Source organism: Paenibacillus sp. FSL R5-0810 (genome assembly GCF_038002285.1).
GTDB classification, from domain to species: Bacteria; Bacillota; Bacilli; order Paenibacillales; family Paenibacillaceae; genus Paenibacillus_AQ; species Paenibacillus_AQ lactis.
Window position 1 is genome coordinate 5,217,141 of sequence record NZ_JBBOCF010000001.1, and the last position, 20,513, is coordinate 5,237,653.

Sequence of the window (20,513 nt, forward strand, 5' to 3'; positions counted from 1 at the left end):
CTGAAATAGGAGAGTGTAACATGAGAAAATTTCTACTCATAGTAATAACAATAGCACTTCTGTCCCCGTTTTTTTATCTTCCTCAACCAACCCTTGCCGCTGCGCCTGTACTCGACAAGGAAACGGTAGACGACTATATTGAACGTTATTTGGGACGGAATGGACTGCCTGGTGCTTCGATTGTTATCGTTAAGGATGGCGAGATCATCCATGCGCAAGGCTATGGGCATGATTCCGAGGGCAGTCCCATAACGGAACACTCGTTAATGAGAATTGGTTCCGTGTCTAAAACATTTACCGCATTTGCAATACTGCAGCTCGTGGATGAAGGAGCCATTCAACTGGATGACCCGGTCATCCGCCATTTGCCTAAGCTGACGATGGATGATAACAGATTCGGACAAGTGACCATACGCCATCTGCTTAGCCATACATCCGGGATTCCCAACCCAACCATTGTGCCTAAGGCGGATACCTTGGAACAAGGCGTTAGTCGTCTTCACTCCTGGAAGCTTCAATCCAACCCCGGGGAGAGGCATTTCTATAGCAATGCGAACTATTGGATCTTGGCATGGCTGGTGGAGAACGTAAGCGGCATGGAGTTCGCTGCGTATCTTGACACAAAGGTGTTTTCCCCACTCGGTATGGACGACTCGCTCTCGCCTGTGAACTCTAGGGTTGCGATTCCAGGGTTGCCTCGCGGGCATGTGACGGCCTACGGTACAGCAATTCCAATATCAGAGATGGAGATCATGTTCAGTGGAGCAGGGGGAATCGTTACTACAGCAGCAGATATGGGAAAATGGCTCTCCATGCATACCGATGATGGGGTAAGCCCATCAGGAGTTAGACTATTGTCTTCATCCTTATTGGAGGAATCTTATTCCCCGCAGCCTGGTAGTGAGCATTACGGTCTAGGCTGGTCGCTTAGTTCTTCGGGTGTTGCGCCGCAACGAATACAGCATAGTGGAGCATTATCAAGCTATCAAGCTCAACAAAGCATCGTACTAAGCAGCGGTTATGCCATAGCTGTAATCCTTAACAGCTTCACAACGACCTTCGAGCATGCATACGAGATGAGCTCAGGGATTATTCAGCTGACCGAGGGACAAGCACCTGCGATAAAGGCACCTGTGCCTACCATCATTGATTTATCGCTTGGATTTCTTACTTTGTTGTATGCAAGCTTTGGGATCAGGGGAATCCTGCGCAGTAAAAAGTGGTCTGATCAGCGCCAGCACCATTCCGCTGTGCGTTACTATCTGCGGTTAATCCCTCAATTGATTCCTATTGCGGGAATAGGATGGTTAATGTTTGTTGTTCCGGAGCTGCAGGACAATAGCTCGACGACCTTGGATGTGTTTCGACTATGGCCGGCTTTGGCGATCCTGTTATCGATCATCTTCTTATGTGCGGTGTTCATGACGGGAAAGAGAATTTATTATCGGCTTAAAGGAGGCAGATCCTAGTGGGACAGACTGTTCTGGCAACCATCGATTTGACGAAGAAATACAAGGAACAGACCGCCCTGGAGCATGTCAACTTGGTCGTGGAAAAGGGAGATATATACGGCTTTATCGGGCAGAACGGAGCAGGAAAAAGTACGTTGCTGCGTATCGTGACTGCCATGGCCCGGCCAACGAGCGGATCTGTCCGTTTGTTTGGAGAAAGCAGCGAGGCGGGGTTGATTGAAGCCCGGAAGCGCGTAGGGGCGATTATTGAAAGCCCTGCGTTATATCCTGATATGACGGCCCGCGATAATCTTGAAGTCCATCGGCTGCTCCGGGGCATCCCGGGTAAGGCATGCATATCGAAAGCGCTTGCCCTCGTCGGACTACAGGATACGGGGAAGAAGAAGGCGAAGAACTTCTCACTCGGCATGAAGCAGCGCTTGGGCTTGGCAATCGCCTTGCTGGGCGACCCGGAGCTGCTTATACTCGACGAACCGACGAATGGCCTTGACCCTGGAGGCATCGTGGAACTTAGAGAACTGGTCAAGGAGCTGAATCGCGAGTTGGAATTAACGATTCTGATCTCCAGCCATATTTTGAGCGAGCTTCATCAGATGGCAACGAAGTACGGCATTATCCATGAAGGCAGACTGTTGGAGCAAATGACCCATGAACAGTTAAATGAGAAGTGCAAGCAGCATCTACGCATCCGAGTTGATGATCCAAGCAAGGCCGCAACTGTTCTCGAGATGGAACTGGGCACCCAGGATTATGAAGTTTTGCAGGACGGTACGATCAAGCTTTACAGCCTCTATCATGATGTCAGAAGGGTATCTATGGCTTTGACAAGCAGCGGTCTGGTCATTGAATATTTTGCGCCAGACGGGGATGACTTGGAAAGCTATTTTACTAAACGGGTTGGGGGCGGATTCCATGATTAATTTATTGCGCATGGAGCTGTTCAAACTCGGCAAAAATAGGATGTTTTGGACACTAATGATCATTGTAACGGTTGTTTTTGCTCTCCTGCACGTTCTAATTACCATCGGATGGTGGAAGATGGATAATATGTTTATGGGCGCGGGTCTGGAAATGTTCTCTTCGCTTGCACTTGCTACAGCCCCATTCTACTTCATGCTATTCTTGTGTACATTTGCCGGATTTTTTGTGGCGAATGACTTTACAATAGGAGTCGTCAAGAACATTGTCATGAGCGGAAACCGCAGAAGTCATATCTTTTTAGCTAAGTTTATCGTCTTGGCACTCGGTTCCATGGTTCTAGCGGGTGTATGTCCGTTCATTGTAATCATAGGCGGGAAGGTATTGTTCGGATTTGGAGAAATGACAGACCCGTCGGCCTTGGGCTATTTGGCAAGAGCAGTAGGCTTGTTCCTCATTCATATGCTGGCCCTAGTTGCCTTATTGATGCTGATCGCGGTGCTTGCGGAAGATAGCGGGAAAACCATTATTATTTCCATCGTAATTGCATTGTTCATCTCCGTAGCAGAAGTTCTAAGACCGTTGCCAGGAGTTCTGGAAGCGATGTATCGCTATTCGATATTCCATCATCTTATCGACTCCTTCCGAATCCGGATGACATACGCCGATGTGATCCAGTCTTTGTCGGTTGGATTCAGCAGCCTTCTAATTTTGGTGTTCTTCGGGATTCTGGTGTTTAAGAGGAAAGAGATTAAATAATAAAGATAGTAAGGGAGAGGAAAAATGATCTATATAGCGATCGCTGCGGTTCTGTTTATGTTCATTTTTCTCTTTCGCCTTGTGATGGTCAAGAAGGAGATGAGACGCTTATCCAGCCAGGTCGAACGCTTTCATAAAGGCTTAAGCGGGAAGAAGGTTGATATTGCTTTACTGGACAAAGATATCGAAGGGCTTGCCGGAAATATTAATCAATTGATGGATCTGGCGGTCCAATCGAACAGGGAGCGAATACGCAGTGATCGCGAATTGAGACAAGCGATCGCTAATATGTCTCATGATTTGAGGACGCCGCTAACGGCTATAATCGGATATACCAAATTATTGGGGGCTAGTTCGGTTACAGAAGAGAAAAGGCAGGAATATATATCCACCACCAGAGCAACTGCTGATCGTTTACACCTATTACTTCAGGAATTCTTCGAATTGTCTCTCGTGCAATCTGCTGATTATGAACTTAAGCTTGAACCGGTACACATGAATGCATTGTTGTGGGAAGTGCTGACCGGATTTTATGATCAATTTAACGAGCGACATCTGGAACCGGACTTGCAAATAACGGATGAAGTGCTGATTGCCAACGTGGATCCGTCAGCGGTTAAACGTGTAATCGAAAACCTAATCAGCAATGTGCTCCGGCATGCGACAGGCAATGTAGCGATTAGCTTGAAAGAAGCAGGCGGGAACATCATACTTATCTTCAGGAATGAAGCAAATAACTTGAGCGAGCAAGACTTAGACAGGCTGTTTGACCGCTTCTACACAGCGGATCGATCCAGATCAAGTCGAAGAACAGGCTTGGGTTTAACCATCGCCCGTAGTCTCATGTTAAAGATGAACGGGCGGCTGACCGCTGAGCTTAATGACGGGTACGTGGAGATGAGATGCGAGTGGAAAAGAAATTTGCCTTACTTATGATACAGTGAACCGTATCGTAAGTAAGGCAAGTTTTTTGGCGTTCAATAATGCTGCTTTTTTGTTATTTAAAGAGGGCATCCATTATGGAAGCGAGTTTTTCCTTATATGCCAATTTGAAGTCGTAGCAACTGTAGATTGGCTGATCGGGGACTGCGTCATGGCAGTACTTTTTTTATACAAGCGGTTATTCAACGGTGTTTTTCGTTGCCTTATACAACTTTTCTGTGTATTTGTCGATTTCATCTCGTGACATGCGCAAGCGGGCCACAGAAGAACCATATCCGATTTCCATTTTGCCTTTTGCTAATTCGTTGAAGATTCCATCCGCAAAGGCGTCTAATGGCTCGCCATGCGTATGCAATCCCGCACCGCCTAAATCTGTATTTACTGCCGGAGGAGCGACTTCGATAACTTCGACAGACGTATCGGACAGCTGATGCCTTAGACTCATCGTAAACGAATGAAGTGCCGCTTTCGTTGCTGAATAAATCGGAGCCATCGCAAACGGTGTAAAAGCTAACCCTGATGTTACGTTAATAATGGTCGCCGATTCTTTTGCTGCAAAAAACGGAGCAAACAGCATAGAGAGATGGAGCGGTGCTTCAAGGTTCGTTATGATTTCTTTGTTGAAATAGCTCCAATTATTCGTCGCATCTGCTTTCAACACGTTAAAACGTTGTTGGATCCCTGCATTATTAACCAACACATTTACTTCCGGATAGTTTCCTGTTACCCAGTCAAATAATGCTGCACGCTCGGATTCCTTATTCAAATCGCTTACACGAGTTATCAGGCTTGGAAGTTTTTCTTTTGCATGTTGAAGTGCATTTTCCCGCCGTCCAGTAACGATGACTTTATTTCCAGCCTTTATGAACCTTTCTGCAAAGGCTAATCCGATTCCAGCACTTCCACCTGTAATGAGAATTGTATTCCCTGAAAGATTCATGCTCGTTCCTCCCTGATTCGATTTGTATAGCGCTTTATTTTTTCATCAATACCTTGCAAGGAGTCTGACATTAACGAAATCTCATCCAGCACGTTCTGTTTGTGTTTTGTCATCATTTCAAGTCGGCGTTCAATTGTGGCGTCTCCTTCTTGGATCCAATCCATGTACTGCTTAATTTCCTTTATTGGCATGCGAGTATTTTTTAAGCAAATTACGGTTTGAAGGAGCGCCATTTGGACTTCTGAAAATAACCGCCTGCCTGCTTCATCACGCTCAATTCGTGGCAGCAACCCTTTTTTTTCGTAATAACGCAATGTTGATTCTGGAATATTGAATTTGGCTGAAACTTCGCTAATGGAACAATACTTCATTTGAAGGCCCCCAAATCTTACATTTCAATGTCGACAAGAATAGGATACGACTTAAACCATGGTTTAAGTCAACAGTTAGTTTCTATGCGTGCATATGCCGTTTCAGGCAGCGGTGAACTGAAATCAGGCATGTCGAATTGTTAATTTGAGTGTTGAAAATATGGGATGTCGGATTTAGGGAAATGAGATACATCTGGAATTGGTAAAGAAGCAAGGACAGTGTGGCTGGGAGAGAGTATGCCGGGTTGATTCCCCTTATATGCCCTCAGTATCAGATCTCCTTACATGTCGGCATATTCCAGATTGTTTTGTGTGATACTAACCGAAACATCTAGGATAGGGGTCAATGATGTGATGAATGAATATCAACCGGGACAGATTGTGTATGTAATCATTCGTAACCCGCATGTTCAGGGTGTCGCAAATGTCCAGGAAGCTGCCGTAGTGAATGATCCTGATTCGCCGGGAAATTATGCGCTGTTTATTTATGAGACGTATTACCCATTGAACGATGAGATTGCGGTGTACCCAACAGCAAGTGAAGCTGAGCACGCCTATAGAGAGGCATTCGGTTTATCCGATATGGGGGCGTATTATGGTTAAGCCATTTGTGCCTCAACTCGTATATGTAGAGCCAAGGGCATTGGATTATCCGTTGGGAAAAGAATTAATATCTAAATTTGAAAAAATGGGCATCGAAATCCGTGAGACAACCTCACATAATCAAATTCGGAACCTGCCTGGAGACAATGATTTTCAAAAATATCGAATAGCAAAGTCAACATTAGTTGTCGGAGTTAGGAAAACTTTAAAATTCGATACTTCAAAGCCTTCGGCAGAGTTTGCTATTCCGTTTGCAACAGGGTGCATGGGCCATTGTCATTATTGTTATTTACAAACGACGATGGGAAGTAAGCCGTACATTCGGACTTATGTCAATATTGACGACATCTTTGAGGCTGCGGACCAATATATGAAAGAGCGAGCCCCTGAGATTACAAGGTTTGAAGCATCATGTACATCGGATATCGCGGGTATTGATCACTTAACCCATACGCTCAAGAAGGCTATCGAATACTTTGGTAAGTCTGACTTGGGACAACTACGCTTCGTAACCAAGTTTGCTCATATTGATCATTTACTTGATGCCAAGCATAATGGGCGGACTCGCTTTCGATTTAGTATGAATGACGATTATATTATTAAAAATTTTGAACCAGGTACATCCAGACAGGCAGAGAGGATCGAAGCTGCCAGAAAAGTTGGGGAGGCAGGATATCCATTAGGTTTCATTATTGCCCCTATATATTTGCATGATGGATGGAAAGAGGGCTACAAGGATATGTTCGAGAAATTAGAATCCGCACTTACCCATTCTTCTAAAAAGGATTTGACCTTTGAGCTGATTCAGCATCGCTTTACTAAACCAGCGAAGAATGTCATACAGAAAAACTATCCGATGACGAAGCTGGAACTTGATGAAACGAAGAGAAAGTGGAAGTGGGGGCGGTATGGGATTGGAAAATACGTGTACACTGATCAAGAGCAGGAGGATATTAAAGATACGCTAGGCAGGTATATCCATACTTATTTCCCTAATTCAAAAATTGAGTATTTTACGTAATAAAGCGAATTGAATAAAGATACGCCAAAGAAGAAAGGCACCTGATGGGGTGCCTTTTTGATTTCTCTCTATAGATGTTAAAGTGTCACGTTTTACGCTCCGGAAACGCCTTGTTCGTAAATAACACTCTCCTTGGGTCATCCGAAATGGTGATGACAGGAGAGCCTTTTATCTTAAGGTACCTTTTGGTTAATTAGATGGATCAAAAATTGCAGGATTTTCAATGTCTCTATAAGCTGCCGTGTTTACTTTGATACAGGAAGGTTCCGGGCCTGAACCCTTCGATACCGCGCAGCCCCAATTAGCATTGGAATGGAGATCAGAAGACTGACCACAACCGAAACAATGGAACCTTCAAGTCCAAAATCGCCCCCTGTGAGAAGTGTGGCACCGTTCACCTCTACAGTAAACAGACCGGGAGCCGAGTGTCCGGAAACAGGAATGCCTAGCACTCCTTCAATGGCATTCCATGCAAAATGCAGCCCCATGGCAAACCATAAGTTCCGCCGCCACAGGAAGGCCGCTCCGAGCAGAACACCTGCTTCCAGGGCTATGGCGAACCCGCTCCATAATGTTGCCCCTGGATTGCCAAGATGGGCAATTCCAAAGAATAGTGAGGTCACAACGAGTGCGAGCGGTTTCCCCCCCAATCGATCAATGGCTTGAAACATAAGTCCACGAAAGATAAGCTCCTCGACAATGGCTGCTCCTAAAGCTGCTCCAATGGAGGATAGTAGAATAGAACCCGCATTCGCAGAACTTGCCCACTGAAAGGAGTAACCTCCCAGAGCCATAATAATAAAGACGGACCCTGCGATAAAGATTGTCCCGGTAAGTACGCCAAGGACTGCTTCAATCCCTGCCCGTTGTCTAGTTATCTCTGGAGTGGAACGCCGGGCCAGGTATGTCAGCGTGAGCTTATAAACCATGATGGCCAGCAACCCCATCACTAGTGTAAGGACAAGGGAAATCATCCCATCCACTCGCTCAGTCAGCTGTCGGAACAACGTATCGATAAGAACAATACCGATAGCTCCCACAAGCATCCAGACGATTGGAAAGCGCCAAAATGAACTCCAAGCACTTAACTTCCTGCCATTCTGCTTCTGCAGAAGTTCTTTATTTCCGGACATTTTTTTCTTCATTTCTTATCGCCTCTTCTATTGTTTGATGCTCAGAGTATAGGCTGAAAAAGTCATAAAGAGACAGTGCGCTTTGGTCATCATTTAATCTATGGCTATTGAGAAAAAAGCCGGTAACTCTAATGAGTTACCGGCTTCTTGGGAATCAGCTTATGAATGATCCAGCATTCCCGAATCTCGGGCTTTACGGGCGGCCTCGCGCCTACCTTTCACATTCAGCTTTGAATAAATCGTGGAGATATAATTTTTGACCGTTCCTTCACTAAGATACAGCGACTCGGCAATGTCTTGATTACGCAGGCCAGAAGCCAGCTTATGCAGCACTTCCATTTCACGGGCGGTGAGCCCAAATTCGTTACTTTTTGCAGGGGGAGCATTGTTCATGGTCTTGATCATTTTACTCGCCATTTCCTGCGAAATTAAAGTCCCTCCCGCCTGAACCACCCGTATGCCTGCAGCCAGGTCTCTGGGATGAAGGGCTTTGAGCAGGTAACCTTCCGCTCCATGGCTTAACGCTGCTAGCACATACTCTACTTCCTTATAGGAGGTTAGCATGATGATTTTAGTTGCAGGCATCCGCTCTTTAATCAGGGCTGTTGCGGCGACGCCGTCCATGACCGGCATGTTGACATCCATCAACACAATATCCGGCAAAAACTGCTCACAGCCCTTCAGTGCCTCTTCCCCATTCTTGGCCAAACCGACAATTTCCAAATCCGGTTCCATGGACAGCACGATATGTAAACTTTCGAGAATCAATTCTTGATCATCAGCAAGCAGCACTTTAATCTTCTCCATGCGGTACCAATCCTTTCAGCGGGATTTCGCATCTGACTTCGGTGATCACTGGAGTTCCTTCCCTGGATGACAGGTGCAAGCTGCCTCCTAACTGCTCAACCCGGTGGTTCATCGTGGTCAAGCCGAAGCCATAATTTAGCTTGTCGATCGGCTTGCCGTTATTTCGAACGGACAATAGCAGGTGGCTCTCAGAAAACCCAAGCTCCAGATGAAGTTGAGTTGCCTTTCCATGTTTTAATGCATTCGTAAAGGACTCCTGGATGATCCGAAGGATTGTTTGCCGTACTTCAAAACGTATCGACCTCTCTGTCCCCGGCAGACTCACAGTCAGGGCCGTACCCGTGTGCTCCCGGAAACGGGCCGCAAGGGATTCAATCTGTCGGATCAGACTGGATTCCTCTTCTTCCCCCATCTCGTGTACGATGTTTCTCATATCGTCCAGATTTCTCTCAGCCAATGCCCTTAAGCGAATTAACCGATCTTTGGCCTCGGCAGGCTTGCTATCCATAAGGGCAATAGAAGCATCAAGACTCAGGATGAGTGAGATAAAGGAATGACCCAGCGTATCATGAAGCTCCTTGGACATGCGGTTGCGTTCTTCAAGCAAAGTCATTTTCTCGATCTCGGCCGAGTAGTGAGTTAAGAGCTTATTTTGATGCTCCACTTCGGCTACCAGTTTATTCTTCTGATCATACGCATTGGCTACGAGGCTTGCCCACATGCCGATGAAGCAGAACAGCAGATTGTCTGTTCCGAGACTTAGGGCTTGCTCCCAGGACAGTCTTAGGGAAGACTGAAAGGAAAAAGGAATGAAAGCAAGCATGGGAATGATCCAAAGAGATTGCTTAGTTAATAAGTACCCGATTGTAAGACTCGGCAGCAAATAGTCCGCTTTTGAAGTCAGATCCGGATGAATGACAGAATTCACATAATAAGAACCGCCAAGCAATAACTCCAATATGCAAAACCAGACTTTGTTCATCCGGCGCCCAGGAAACCAGAACAGCAAAGGGACGACAAGGGCTGCGCCCAGCCAGGTCACATTTAATAACGTTCGGATCGAAAACTCACTTACCGCCAGAGCCTGGAACAACAGCAAGATATAATGGTACGAACGAAGAGCGAATATGCCCCAATCCATGAAAGATAATATTTTTTTCATAGCATCATTTTACAGGAAATCTATAAACTTGGAACCTCGTATTCCAGCCAGTATAATAAAACTCGGCATAGCAGCTCAATACGATGACCTACGGGGCGTCCCAACCGCGATAAATGTCTTTAATGGTTTCTTGTGTGTCAGAGGCTGATGGCCGCTTGCGAGTATGCCTTCGATTTAACCATGACATCGCAGATAAGGTGAAGGAATCGAACGAAGCCCCAAAAATTCTAAAACGCTACTGACATAACGTTGTCAGTAGCGTTTTTTTATTATTGGACAAGTAAATGAAATAAGTAAAAAAAGCATGTTTTACAACGGCTGTGGGGCACAGCCAAACCCATTATTAGGAATAACTTGTGAGTTTCGCTTCTGTACGCATCATTACTGACGACGTGGATCGTCTCGTCGAGTTCTATGAGAAAGTCATGGGGGTTTCGGCGGAGCGACCCGCGCCCGTATTTGCCGAACTCGTCTTGCCATCATGGTCCCTTGCCATCGGCCACTCCCAAACGGCACAGCTATTCGGCGCGGGTTCCGTAGTGGGGGCCAATAATCGCACTGTCATTATTGAGTTCCGCGTCGATGATGTCGAAGCCGAATATGTGCGCTTGAAGCCATTCGTCGATCATTGGGTAAAGGAACCGACCACGATGCCGTGGGGGAACCGTTCTATGCTGTTCCGCGATCCCGATGGCAATCTGCTTAACCTCTTCGAGCCGGTGACCGAGGAAGCGATTAAACGGTTCAAAGGTAGACATTGACGAACGCTTTTGGGTTGTATCTTATTGTGAAGTCTGAATGGAGCTGATCCGTTCATTCAATTCGGACTGTAATTGAAGGCGGAGTTTCTCCACGATCGAAAAATCAGTGGCCGCAACATAGTAGGCTTTAATCTGAGAATCGATGGCTTCGGCTTCCGCCAGATGGGAGGTGGCCTCTTTCATCTTTGCCGAATAGCGTGCTTTGATAGCCGCTATTTCGTTAGCATAGGCTTCATCGGTTCCAGGGGCAATGGTCCGCGTATACATATCTAGGATCTCATCCCCGTCCCGATCGGGGAAATATTCATGCGGAGCGGTACTGTCGAAGATCGCAGTTCGAAGCTCCGGGAATATCAGCATATCCAGACTGTTCGGATCAAAGGCGCAATGAAACACTTGAACGTCGATTCCTTTCTGTTCGGCAGCAGATGCAAGCTTTTTCAGCAGCGTCGATTTGCCGGATCCCGCCCTTCCTTTGATGAATATCCGTCTTTCCAGCTGAGCGGTCAAGCTTTGAATAAAATCGAACGCCCCCCTCGGGGTCGCAGCTCCGAAAAATAAGTGACGCGGAGCGATTGGCGTATCGCTTTCATGACCGGCGTATAATTCTTGAATGAATTCCAGTGCAATCTGATCGGCCTTCGCGAAATCCATATTTTCGATATAATATTTTTCCCACTCGTCATGAATCCGTAGTGCCGTTGCGAATGTTTCATACACAGTTGAATAGGCGTCCTCAAGCTTGCCACTAAGATCTTCTATCGTGACCAAGTCTTCCGGTGAAATCAGGCTGTTATCGAATGCTTCCCCGAAATCGATAAAGACGATGTTATCGGCCCCGCTATCCGAAATTCCCCTACAGACTCTGCCGTCAACAATACCAACCTTCAATTCCGTAAAAATGATGCCATCCAGTTCGTCGGGACGGAGGGGGGAGTGGAAGCATTGTACATGAAAGCCTTGATCCAGCAGGCGATCCGCCAAGCTTTGCATGACCGTCGATTTCCCCGTACCTTGGGGCCCCGTAAGGACAAAAATCTTGTTCAATCCGTCAAATGCGGATGTATACAAGAAATGAGCCCCGCGCGCAGTGTTGCCGTGGGCAAAATAGTGAGATGATTGTAGTACCAACCTACACACTCCTTTGTGCCTATTCCGATTCGCCAAGCTTACAGAATAAGCATGATTGGGATAAGTGCCTATGTATTTGTATATTCCGTGTTGTAACAAGTGGTGTTCGTCCTCTCATGATTTTGCGGAATGTACAAGATCATAACGATCATGTCTGCGATAAATGGGCAGATTTCACTTGCCATGCGCAGGCTTTTCTGTTATTTTTGATAGTAACAAAATGTTATTAACAAAATGATACTAAGTATTGACTGGGTGGTTTCGCTCTATAAACCAGTGAAGAAAGCAGGGGGGATGTATTGTGAAGATGGTTGCGCGCGGCTGGAACCTGTTCGAAATCGCTTGGTTGGCGCTGTTTACCTTGATTGCGGTGGGATTTACGGTGATGTCCAAGGATTCTTTATTCGGATTTACCGTTTTTATTACCGGGGTGCTGTGCGTGGTGCTTGCGGCGAAGGGCAGCCTGATGAGCTATGTTTTCGGCATGTACAACACCATCGGTTACGCTTATCTGGCCTATTTTAACGGGTTGTTTGGAGAGGTTATGCTGAATCTGCTGTTCTTCGTTCCGATGAACGTCATTGGCTTCTACATGTGGAAAAATCACCGCCAAGACGGCAAGCTGATCATGCGCCAAATGGAGTTTAGAGGTCTGCTTCTCGTTGGCGCAACCTGTATCTTGGGCTGTTTGCTGCTGGGATTTGGGCTTTCGTTCATCCCGGGACAGAACTCGCCTTACATCGATGCTATTACGACGGTGTTGTCCGTTGTAGCCACCTTCTTAATGGTCCGCAGATTCAAGGAGCAATGGCTTGTCTATATTGTGTTGAATTTGTTTACGGTGCTGCTCTGGGCGATTCGACTGCTTGAGGGCAGCAGCGAAGGCATGCTGATGATCGTCATGTGGAGCGCGTATTTGGTTAATGCGGTATACGGCTATTACAATTGGAACAAAGGGGCCAGGGAGGTGGCGGCATGAAAAAGCTCGGATTAACGCTGGGGAAGTTTGCCCCGCTGCATAAAGGGCATCAGTTCATGATCGAAACGGCGCTGCAAGAGGTCGATGAGTTGATCGTGGTCATTTACGAGACGACGGTGACGCCGATCCCGCTTCACATCCGGGCGAATTGGATTCGGCGACTATACCCGGCAGTCCGGGTCGTTGAAGCTTGGGACGGACCGGACGGGTATTCGGATGACCGAGAGCATGAGATTCGGGAGGAACAGTATATCCTCCGTTTACTGAACGGGGAGCAGGTCACGCATTTTTATTCGAGCGAGTTTTACGGCAGGCATATGAGCCTCGCTTTGGGCTCGGTTGACCGGCGGGTTGATGAAGCCCGCGAGCAGGTTCCGATCTCTGCAACGATGATCCGTTCCGATCCGTATAAATACAGGGAGTTCATAAGTGATATCGTGTACCGGGACTTAATCACGAAGGTGGTATTCGTTGGGGCGATGTCGACGGGGAAGTCGACGATCACCGAAGCGCTGGCGCGGCGGTATCACACGACCTATGCTAGCGAATACGGGCGCGATTATTGGACCGAGCATCAGGTGGACCGCAGAATCATCCTGGAGGCGTTCGATGAAATCGCTGTGGGCCATATCGAGCGTGAAGAGGAAGCTTTGCTTGCGGCGAACCGATTTCTGTTCGTCGATACCAATGCGATTACGACGTATATGTTCGCTATGGATTACCACGGCCGGGCGCCGGAGCGATTAACGCGGATTGCCCTGGAGAACGCGCAGCGCTACGATCTGTTCTTCTTGTGCGACGACGATATTCCTTACGACGATACGTGGGATCGAAGCGGGGATCAGAAGCGGCATGTTTTTCATAAACAGATCATCGCGGATTTGAAGGAGCGGCGCATCCCCTACATTACGCTGCGGGGGAGCCTGGAGGAGCGCATGCGCAAGGTAGACGAGGTGCTGGCGGGGTTCGAGCCCTATCGGAACTATTTCGGGGAGCTAAAACGTTTAGAATTAGATGCAGGCAGGGAGTAAAATGAACACATAACCACAACTAGCTTAGAATGAAAAAACAAGGAGGCGCCCCCATTGGATTTGTTGGATCGGGACGGACTAACGGAACGCGAATTTTTGGAGAAGTACCGGGCAGAGAATTACGAGCGGCCTTCGGTGGCAGCCGATATGGTGATCTTCACGGTTACGGATGAGGCGGCTGACAGCTATCGGAAGCTACCCGAAAAGGAGCTCCGCATCCTGCTCATCCGCCGGGGAGGTCACCCTTTCCTGGGTAAATGGGCGCTGCCTGGCGGCTTTGTCCAGCCGGGCGAGACGACTGAACAGGCCGCGGCAAGGGAACTGCGCGAGGAGACCGGCGTGGACGACGTTTATTTGGAGCAGTTGTATACGTTCAGTGACATCGGGCGAGATCCCCGAACCTGGGTGATGAGCTGCAGCTATATGGCTTTGATCAACAGCGATAAATTGGAGCTTCAGGCGGGAGACGATGCGGCCGACGCTGCTTGGTTCAAGGTATCCTATCGGCTGCTGCGGGAGCAGAAAGAGATGATGGAGGACGGATACGTCAAGACGCTGGAGTATGAACTCAAGCTAAGCGGTGAGGAGGAGCTTTCGGCGGTCGTGGCGAGGACGTTGACCGTGAAGACGACATCGACCAGCACGGATTATAAGATCGTATCGAATAACGGTTTGGCCTTCGACCACGCGAAGATTATAGCATGCGCGATCGAGCGGCTGCGGGGAAAAGTGAACTATACCGATATTGCGCTGCACTTGATGCCAGAGCTTTTTACCTTGACGGAGCTGCAGCAGGTTTATGAGGTCATTTTGGATAAAGAGCTATTAAAGGCGGCCTTCCGGCGCAAGGTGGCCGATCTCGTGGCGGAGACCGATCATTACACCGAAAATGCGGGACATCGGCCATCCCGCTTGTATCGAAGAAAACTGGAGGAATAACGGATGATTTACAATCTCGATGAGCTAAAACAAGCTTATAACAAAGGGAAAACGTTCAAGTTTGTATTCTTTTGGGGCCATACGCCGCCTAAGGACGGGAGCATCGACAAAAGCTGCTTCAGCCAGTGGTGGATGTGCCCGTTCACGGTAGAGGGGACGGAGTATTCCTGTGCCGAGCAGTTTATGATGGCTGAGAAGGCAAGGCTGTTCGGCGACCATGAAATGCTGGAGTCGATCCTTACAGCTAAGCATCCCAAGGAAATGAAGGCTTATGGGCGCGCGGTCCGAAACTTCGACAAGGATACCTGGGATCAGGAATGCTACGGCATCGTCAAACGAGCCAGCTTGGCCAAGTTTTCGCAGAATCCGGAGCTTGGCGATTATCTCAAGTCGACGAAGAACCGCATCCTCGTCGAAGCCAGCCCGCAGGACCGCATTTGGGGGATCGGTATGAGCCAGTCCAATCCAAATGCGGAGAACCCCGTGAAATGGCGGGGCCAAAACCTGCTGGGATTCGCGCTGACCGAAGCGCGGGACGAGCTGCTGCAGAGCTAGTTTTTTGGTCGGATAACGGAATTAGAGGATCGTAGGTACTGTATTAAAATCGATCCTCTTTTCATTTTTCGTCGATAGCTCTCTCTATGGGATTGTGTTTCGACCGAGGTTTACAGGTCGACTCTCCAGTTGCCCATCATCTTGGCGACTTCCGGATCGCGGTATGATAAGAAGAGACTTTCCCGCGTATCGAGGGTAGAGATCTGTGTCATATCGTCCGCGCTTAACTCAAAATCGAAAATGTCGAAGTTTTCGGCGATCCGCTCTCTGCGCACCGATTTTGGAATGACAACGACTTCACGCTGAACAAGCCAGCGCAGCACGATCTGGGCGACGGACTTGTTGTGTTTTTCAGCGATCGAGGTCAGCACTTCGTTGCCGAACATGTTGCCTCGTCCTTCGGCGAACGGCGCCCACGACTGATGTTGAACTCCCTGCTCTTTCAAAAAAGCGGTGACCTCTGTCTGCTGGTAGAACGGATGCGTTTCGATCTGGTTGACGGCGGGGACGACCTCATTGTGTACGATAAGGTCCATCAGACGGTCAGGCAGGAAGTTGCTGACCCCGATCGCCTTGATTTTGCCCTCGCGATACAATTCCTCCATTGCGCGCCAAGCGCCGTAGTAATCGCCGAACGGCTGGTGAATCAGGTACAGATCGAGGTAGTCGAGCTGCAGCTTCTTCAGGGATTTGGCAAATGCCAGCTTGGCACTCTCGTAGCCGGCATCCTGGACCCAAAGCTTGGTCGTGATGAACAGTTCCTCACGCGGTATGCCGCTGCGCTTAATTGCTCGTCCGACTGCCTCCTCGTTCAGATAACCGGCGGCGGTGTCGATGAGGCGGTAACCGGTCATTAGTGCTTCATATACTGCGTTCTCGCATTCTTCCGCATCGGGAACTTGATAGACCCCGAAGCCGACGATCGGCATGTTTACTCCGTTGTTCAACGTTACGGTTTGCATTGTAATTCCTCCTATTGTTCAAATGTATTACGGCAAACGGCCGCGAGTCCCAGGGGAATCGGTACCGCCGAGCGAAGATTTCGCTTACAGCCGATTTGCATTACAATTAGCTTAGAGCCTTCGTGTTACACGAAGTCAAGCCGTCTTTCAAATTATTTTTCAGGAGGATTTCACAATGCATACGGTCAAAGAAGCTGCCCAGATAACGGGACTCACCGAGCATGCCGTGCGCTTTTACACGGATAAAGGCCTGGTGCCAAGCGTACAGCGCAATGAGAATAATATCCGGATGTTCGACGAAGAATCGATCAACTGGCTGTTTGGCGTCAAATGCCTCAAGCAATCCGGGATGCCGATTGAAGTCATTAAAAAGTACGTCGATTTATGTCTCGAAGGGGATTCAACCATTCCGCAACGCTACACACTCATGATGGAGCATAAAGAAGCGGCGCTCGCTAAGCTCGAGGAAGCCAAACGGCATGTTGCCCATTTGGAGGAAAAAACAACCCTGTATCAGGCCATTCTAGAGAACCGCTCTCCAGACACGACCAATCCCGGGAACTGGGACAGAATTCTGCACATGCATAGTGACGTGTTTTACTCGCCCTCTGTTCGTTATCCCCGTTAAACTGAACCGTACAACAAGTGACGGAGAAAAATTTATGTCCGATATAAGCTGCTTTGATAGGCATAAGGCGGAGATGGGCGTTCCGATTCAGGAAAGGCTGAGCGCCCCATAAATCCGACTTTGGAATCATTTTCCTGGGCGGACTTGCCGGAACCGTGTGGCAATCTCTATAGTAGAGGGGAACGACATACGAACGGAGTGGTAGGGGAAAAATGGAGAGCGAACGCGTGCTTCAGCAAAATTTAGACGAAAAAAGCGAGTTTCAGCGGTTGTTTCAAATGTACCTGCTGTTTGAGGAGGAAGCGGAACGGCCGAATGCCGAGGCCATCCGGATTGCGATAGAAACCCAATGCGGAAAAACGGATATCGTGTCGGGATCCGACGCGTTGTCGTCGTTTGCCGTAGAGGCGTATAAAGTAGCCTACCGGGATGGGGAAATGCCGGCTCAGGTAATGATGGCAGACGTTACGCCTTTTCAACCAGAGTCGATTACCGACATGGAGCGCACCCAGTTTTGGACAATGCCGGATGGGGAGGACGTTCTGGAACAGTGCCGTTATAAGCTGCTGATCAGCGACTTCATGGCGGCGGGGCTGGACTATAAATCGCGCAGCGCCTTGTTGGCGGATTGGCTGGAGGCTGCCGTAAGCCTGTTCCCGACCTGCAAAGCGATCTGGATTCCATCGAGCGGGAAGCTGCTGCATCCGTCCGAAATTGCGGATAATCCGTACGAAGGAGCCGCGAGGTTCTTGCAGTTCGGCATGAATATCCGCTATTTTACCATTCATGGCACCGAAGACAGCTTGGTCGATTCGCTCGGCCTCTTTGCGCTTGGACTTCCGGATGTCCAGTATCACTTTCATACCTTGGATCCAAACGACGTGTCACGGCATGCATTCAGTGTTGCAGCCTATTTGTTTGAAGCGGACGTGCCGGTGAACGACGGCGAGACGATCGCCGGCTTGCTGAACGGGGAGATGGCACCGGAGGTGCATTGGCCTTGCAGGTTCGAAATGTCGCTGATCCAGCCTGCCAGAGAAGTGATGGACGTCTGTCCAGGCGAATATGCGGCAGGAGAACGAGAATAAATTAGGCTGACGTATGACCGAGGCCTCGCGCCTGGAGTCGCGGGAGGGGCCCCGATCGAGCCGGCTGAGTATCAATTTTATACTAAACATGCCTGCAGTGTGATACGGCACGAAAATGAGCTGGCGGTACGTTTCCGCTGGCTTTTTTAATACTTTTATTTCCCGGACATGGCAACCGCCTTGGCTAGGTTAAGTTAACGGACAGGATAGATTAATTAGGAACCATTATTTCCCTTTAGTGTTATGGTTCTTCTTGGGATAATAATTTCATTCACAGGATTAACCAAAGACATTAATTATTTTGAGAGGATTCGAATTTTTATGGGGAAGAACAATAAAGTAAAAGAAGCCTGGAATGAATGGTCTGACACAGATTTCGCAAAATACCGTTCAGATGACCGTATTTCAAAGTTAATAGCCCAACCTGAATCAGCATTTCACCCTACGACTTATGCAATGATTCATGAGGCATTTCCGAGCTTGGAGGGTAAGCGAATCTGTGTGCCTTCAAGCGGCGATAACCATGCCGTCTTTGCGTTTCATTTGTTGGGAGCGACAGTGACGTCAGTCGATATTTCGGAACGGCAATTGGAGAACGGCGCGGCAGTTGCTTTAAAGCACGGCTGGGACATTGATTTCATTTGCGATGATTCGATGGAATTAAGCAAAATAAAGAGCAATGACTATGATCTAGTCTATACTTCAAATGGAGTTCATGTATGGATTAATGATTTAAATTCCATGTATCAAAATATACATAGAATTCTTAAGGATAATGGCACGTATTTAATGTATGAGGTTCATCCATTTACACGTCCATTCGGAGATGATACGAAGCAGATTACTGTCGTAAGGCCATATGATTCAATAGGGCCCCATGGGGTCATACCAACTTATACATGGCGTATGCAGGATATTCTGAATGCAATTGTTTCATCAGGTCTTAGCATTAAGCATATCGAAGAAATGTACGCGGAATATAATACATACTGGTTTGAGGTAAGCGGTGAAAGAGAAAAGATGTCAAAAGAAGAAATCGAAAAACTATATAATTGGAAGCATAATCCTTTAGCTGCCATACCTCAATGGTTATCGATAACTACTGTTAAATGAATCGATTCATTTAGTATTGATTTCAGCAGGTACAGACTTGAAAAAAGAGTTGTTGATGCTCCCGGTATTCTTAATGGAAAAAGGTATTTATAAGACTTTGAGTAGGAGTGGTATTGGATGATCGTTCTAAAAGATATCGGGAGGTTCGAGGAGCTGCCTGAAATCGCGATGCATATATACCAAGGCAATATTCCCGCTTTAGAGGCTGCAATTGCCGCAGGCTGGGATATTGAAGATGGCATCGTACTCAGCAAGCGCACCAAGCTAAGTCCGTTGGATCTGGCGCTTGTAACGCAGAGAATGGATGTTGTAAAGCTGCTGGTCGAGCACGGCGTCAACCTGAACGTCCATCATAATCCGGCTTTTTTGCGGGCTGTTCGCTATTGCAGGGAGGACATCGTCCGCTATATTGCAGCGCAAGGCGCCGAGATGGACAAGCTCAATAAAATCGGATCAGGCGCCTATTCAGAGGCCTACAATGGCAACAAAAAAAACATTCCGCTTATTCATGAGCTCGGATTAGATATCAAGCTGCATGGCGGTGACGTAATGCGTCAAGCCGCCTCGGACCATGACATGAAGACACTCAAGTATCTGCTCGATCAAGGGGTAGACATCAACTATAATAAACCAGATATGGTCTATCCTTATCAAGCGACTCCGTTAACCGTTGCGACGCGAATTGGGAATATGGCCATGGTCAAGTTTTTGATTGAACACGGCGCGGACGTTACGTTAGCGGAAAAGAACGGCGAGCGGCCTTATACAATTGCAGTCAGTAATAAAAATACCGTCTTGGCCGATTATTTGAAATCGCTGGAGCCGGATGAGATGCATGATATGGAAAACAAAAAATATGAGTTAAAGAAATATAAGCTAACGGATGAACTGGTCAGCTTCCTTACGGGAGACAAGCTGCGCCTTGAGCTCGCGCAAAACGAGTATGAAATCAGGCATATCGACTTTTTCACATTGACCGATACGATTGAGATGAAAGTTGGCAAGCAAAAGCTGCTGCGTCTATCAGCCGATATCGACAATTACTCCGATCTGCAGCTCGTTTGGAATCCGAAGAAAAAAGGGCTGATCGGCTGCTACGACGAGGAACATCAGACTTATGCGGATTTATGCAGCTTTACAGAGTTCCTCGCGTCGCCTGAAATGCACCTCATGAAGTTTCTTGAGGGAGAGGCGTAAA

At 47.8% G+C, this 20,513-nt stretch carries 22 protein-coding genes; 15 read left to right on the forward strand and 7 right to left on the reverse strand.

Annotation, left to right across the window (positions count from 1 at the left end):
- Window positions 1–20: 20 nt before the first annotated feature.
- The 4 genes from MKX76_RS23200 to MKX76_RS23215 are packed head-to-tail and all read left to right on the forward strand — an operon-like array spanning window position 21 to window position 4,085.
- The gene (locus tag MKX76_RS23200) at window positions 21–1,469 is read left to right on the forward strand and encodes a serine hydrolase domain-containing protein (RefSeq protein ID WP_007129161.1); all 1,449 of its coding nucleotides are present in this window, start codon (window positions 21–23) and stop codon (window positions 1,467–1,469) included.
- Window positions 1,469–2,392, forward strand: coding sequence for an ABC transporter ATP-binding protein (locus MKX76_RS23205; protein WP_007129160.1), 924 nt, complete (start codon window positions 1,469–1,471; stop codon window positions 2,390–2,392). The genes MKX76_RS23200 and MKX76_RS23205 overlap by 1 nt, the downstream gene beginning before the upstream one ends.
- On the forward strand, window positions 2,385–3,149 hold the full coding sequence (locus MKX76_RS23210) for an ABC transporter permease (RefSeq protein WP_251535883.1): 765 nt from the start codon (window positions 2,385–2,387) through the stop codon (window positions 3,147–3,149). Before MKX76_RS23205 ends, MKX76_RS23210 begins: the two co-directional genes overlap by 8 nt.
- 24 nt (window positions 3,150–3,173) lie before the next feature.
- Window positions 3,174–4,085 carry a sensor histidine kinase gene (locus MKX76_RS23215; RefSeq protein WP_341034660.1) on the forward strand — a complete coding sequence of 304 codons (912 nt, stop codon included), beginning with the start codon at window positions 3,174–3,176 and terminating at the stop codon, window positions 4,083–4,085.
- 184 nt (window positions 4,086–4,269) lie between these two features.
- Here MKX76_RS23215 and MKX76_RS23220 read toward each other — a convergent pair whose 3' ends face one another.
- On the reverse strand, window positions 4,270–5,031 hold the full coding sequence (locus MKX76_RS23220; RefSeq protein WP_251535882.1) for an SDR family oxidoreductase: 762 nt from the start codon (window positions 5,029–5,031) through the stop codon (window positions 4,270–4,272).
- A complete protein-coding gene (locus MKX76_RS23225; protein ID WP_251535881.1) occupies window positions 5,028–5,402 on the reverse strand; it encodes a MerR family transcriptional regulator in 375 nt (124 codons plus the stop codon). The genes MKX76_RS23220 and MKX76_RS23225 overlap by 4 nt, the downstream gene beginning before the upstream one ends.
- A 354-nt stretch (window positions 5,403–5,756) precedes the next feature.
- Between MKX76_RS23225 and MKX76_RS23230 the strand changes: the two genes are divergently transcribed.
- Both MKX76_RS23230 and splB read left to right on the forward strand, forming a co-directional pair.
- On the forward strand, window positions 5,757–6,005 hold the full coding sequence (locus tag MKX76_RS23230; protein WP_007129155.1) for a transcriptional regulator SplA domain-containing protein: 249 nt from the start codon (window positions 5,757–5,759) through the stop codon (window positions 6,003–6,005).
- Entirely contained in the window at window positions 5,998–7,026 is a 1,029-nt protein-coding gene (gene splB / locus MKX76_RS23235) for a spore photoproduct lyase (protein ID WP_251535880.1), read from the forward strand. Before MKX76_RS23230 ends, splB begins: the two co-directional genes overlap by 8 nt.
- A gap of 245 nt (window positions 7,027–7,271) precedes the next feature.
- On the opposite strand, the gene MKX76_RS23240 is transcribed toward splB, so the two are convergent.
- The 3 genes from MKX76_RS23240 to MKX76_RS23250 all read right to left on the reverse strand — a co-directional run bounded on the left by MKX76_RS23240 (window position 7,272) and on the right by MKX76_RS23250 (window position 10,128).
- Window positions 7,272–8,171 carry a CPBP family intramembrane glutamic endopeptidase gene (locus tag MKX76_RS23240; RefSeq protein WP_341034661.1) on the reverse strand — a complete coding sequence of 300 codons (900 nt, stop codon included), beginning with the start codon at window positions 8,169–8,171 and terminating at the stop codon, window positions 7,272–7,274.
- Window positions 8,172–8,318: 147 nt separating this feature from the next.
- A complete protein-coding gene (locus MKX76_RS23245; RefSeq protein ID WP_210094154.1) occupies window positions 8,319–8,966 on the reverse strand; it encodes a response regulator transcription factor in 648 nt (215 codons plus the stop codon).
- On the reverse strand, window positions 8,953–10,128 hold the full coding sequence (locus MKX76_RS23250) for a sensor histidine kinase (protein WP_210094153.1): 1,176 nt from the start codon (window positions 10,126–10,128) through the stop codon (window positions 8,953–8,955). The genes MKX76_RS23245 and MKX76_RS23250 overlap by 14 nt, the downstream gene beginning before the upstream one ends.
- Before the next feature lie 356 nt (window positions 10,129–10,484).
- Between MKX76_RS23250 and MKX76_RS23255 the strand changes: the two genes are divergently transcribed.
- A complete protein-coding gene (locus tag MKX76_RS23255) occupies window positions 10,485–10,889 on the forward strand; it encodes a VOC family protein (protein WP_210094152.1) in 405 nt (134 codons plus the stop codon).
- Window positions 10,890–10,910: 21 nt separating this feature from the next.
- Here MKX76_RS23255 and MKX76_RS23260 read toward each other — a convergent pair whose 3' ends face one another.
- Complete coding sequence (locus MKX76_RS23260) at window positions 10,911–12,020, reverse strand: PRK06851 family protein (protein ID WP_210094151.1); 1,110 nt, start codon at window positions 12,018–12,020, stop codon at window positions 10,911–10,913.
- A 307-nt stretch (window positions 12,021–12,327) separates the two neighbouring features.
- Between MKX76_RS23260 and pnuC the strand changes: the two genes are divergently transcribed.
- From pnuC to MKX76_RS23280, 4 genes are read left to right on the forward strand one after another with little or no spacing between them, the layout of a single operon-like run.
- The gene (gene pnuC / locus MKX76_RS23265; protein ID WP_245255834.1) at window positions 12,328–12,999 is read left to right on the forward strand and encodes a nicotinamide riboside transporter PnuC; all 672 of its coding nucleotides are present in this window, start codon (window positions 12,328–12,330) and stop codon (window positions 12,997–12,999) included.
- Entirely contained in the window at window positions 12,996–14,030 is a 1,035-nt protein-coding gene (locus MKX76_RS23270) for an AAA family ATPase (RefSeq protein WP_341034662.1), read from the forward strand. The genes pnuC and MKX76_RS23270 overlap by 4 nt, the downstream gene beginning before the upstream one ends.
- A 54-nt stretch (window positions 14,031–14,084) precedes the next feature.
- Window positions 14,085–14,969 carry an NUDIX hydrolase gene (locus tag MKX76_RS23275; RefSeq protein ID WP_028405864.1) on the forward strand — a complete coding sequence of 295 codons (885 nt, stop codon included), beginning with the start codon at window positions 14,085–14,087 and terminating at the stop codon, window positions 14,967–14,969.
- A gap of 3 nt (window positions 14,970–14,972) precedes the next feature.
- Window positions 14,973–15,524 carry an NADAR family protein gene (locus MKX76_RS23280; RefSeq protein WP_007129135.1) on the forward strand — a complete coding sequence of 184 codons (552 nt, stop codon included), beginning with the start codon at window positions 14,973–14,975 and terminating at the stop codon, window positions 15,522–15,524.
- 110 nt (window positions 15,525–15,634) lie between these two features.
- Here the strand turns inward: MKX76_RS23280 and MKX76_RS23285 are convergent, their stop codons facing one another.
- Window positions 15,635–16,486: an aldo/keto reductase gene (locus MKX76_RS23285; protein WP_210094146.1), complete on the reverse strand. Its 852-nt coding sequence runs from the start codon at window positions 16,484–16,486 to the stop codon at window positions 15,635–15,637.
- Between the two features lie 175 nt (window positions 16,487–16,661).
- Here MKX76_RS23285 and MKX76_RS23290 point away from each other — a divergent pair, with 175 nt between their 5' ends.
- From MKX76_RS23290 to MKX76_RS23305, 4 genes are all read left to right on the forward strand, one after another.
- Window positions 16,662–17,114, forward strand: coding sequence for a MerR family transcriptional regulator (locus tag MKX76_RS23290; protein ID WP_210094145.1), 453 nt, complete (start codon window positions 16,662–16,664; stop codon window positions 17,112–17,114).
- A gap of 212 nt (window positions 17,115–17,326) precedes the next feature.
- Window positions 17,327–18,202, forward strand: a complete 876-nt coding sequence (locus MKX76_RS23295) for a DUF4261 domain-containing protein (RefSeq protein ID WP_040738332.1) — start codon at window positions 17,327–17,329, stop codon at window positions 18,200–18,202.
- A gap of 321 nt (window positions 18,203–18,523) precedes the next feature.
- The gene (locus MKX76_RS23300) at window positions 18,524–19,315 is read left to right on the forward strand and encodes a class I SAM-dependent methyltransferase (protein WP_341034663.1); all 792 of its coding nucleotides are present in this window, start codon (window positions 18,524–18,526) and stop codon (window positions 19,313–19,315) included.
- 117 nt (window positions 19,316–19,432) lie between these two features.
- The gene (locus MKX76_RS23305) at window positions 19,433–20,512 is read left to right on the forward strand and encodes an ankyrin repeat domain-containing protein (protein ID WP_210094144.1); all 1,080 of its coding nucleotides are present in this window, start codon (window positions 19,433–19,435) and stop codon (window positions 20,510–20,512) included.
- The last annotated feature ends 1 nt before the right edge of the window (window position 20,513 follow it).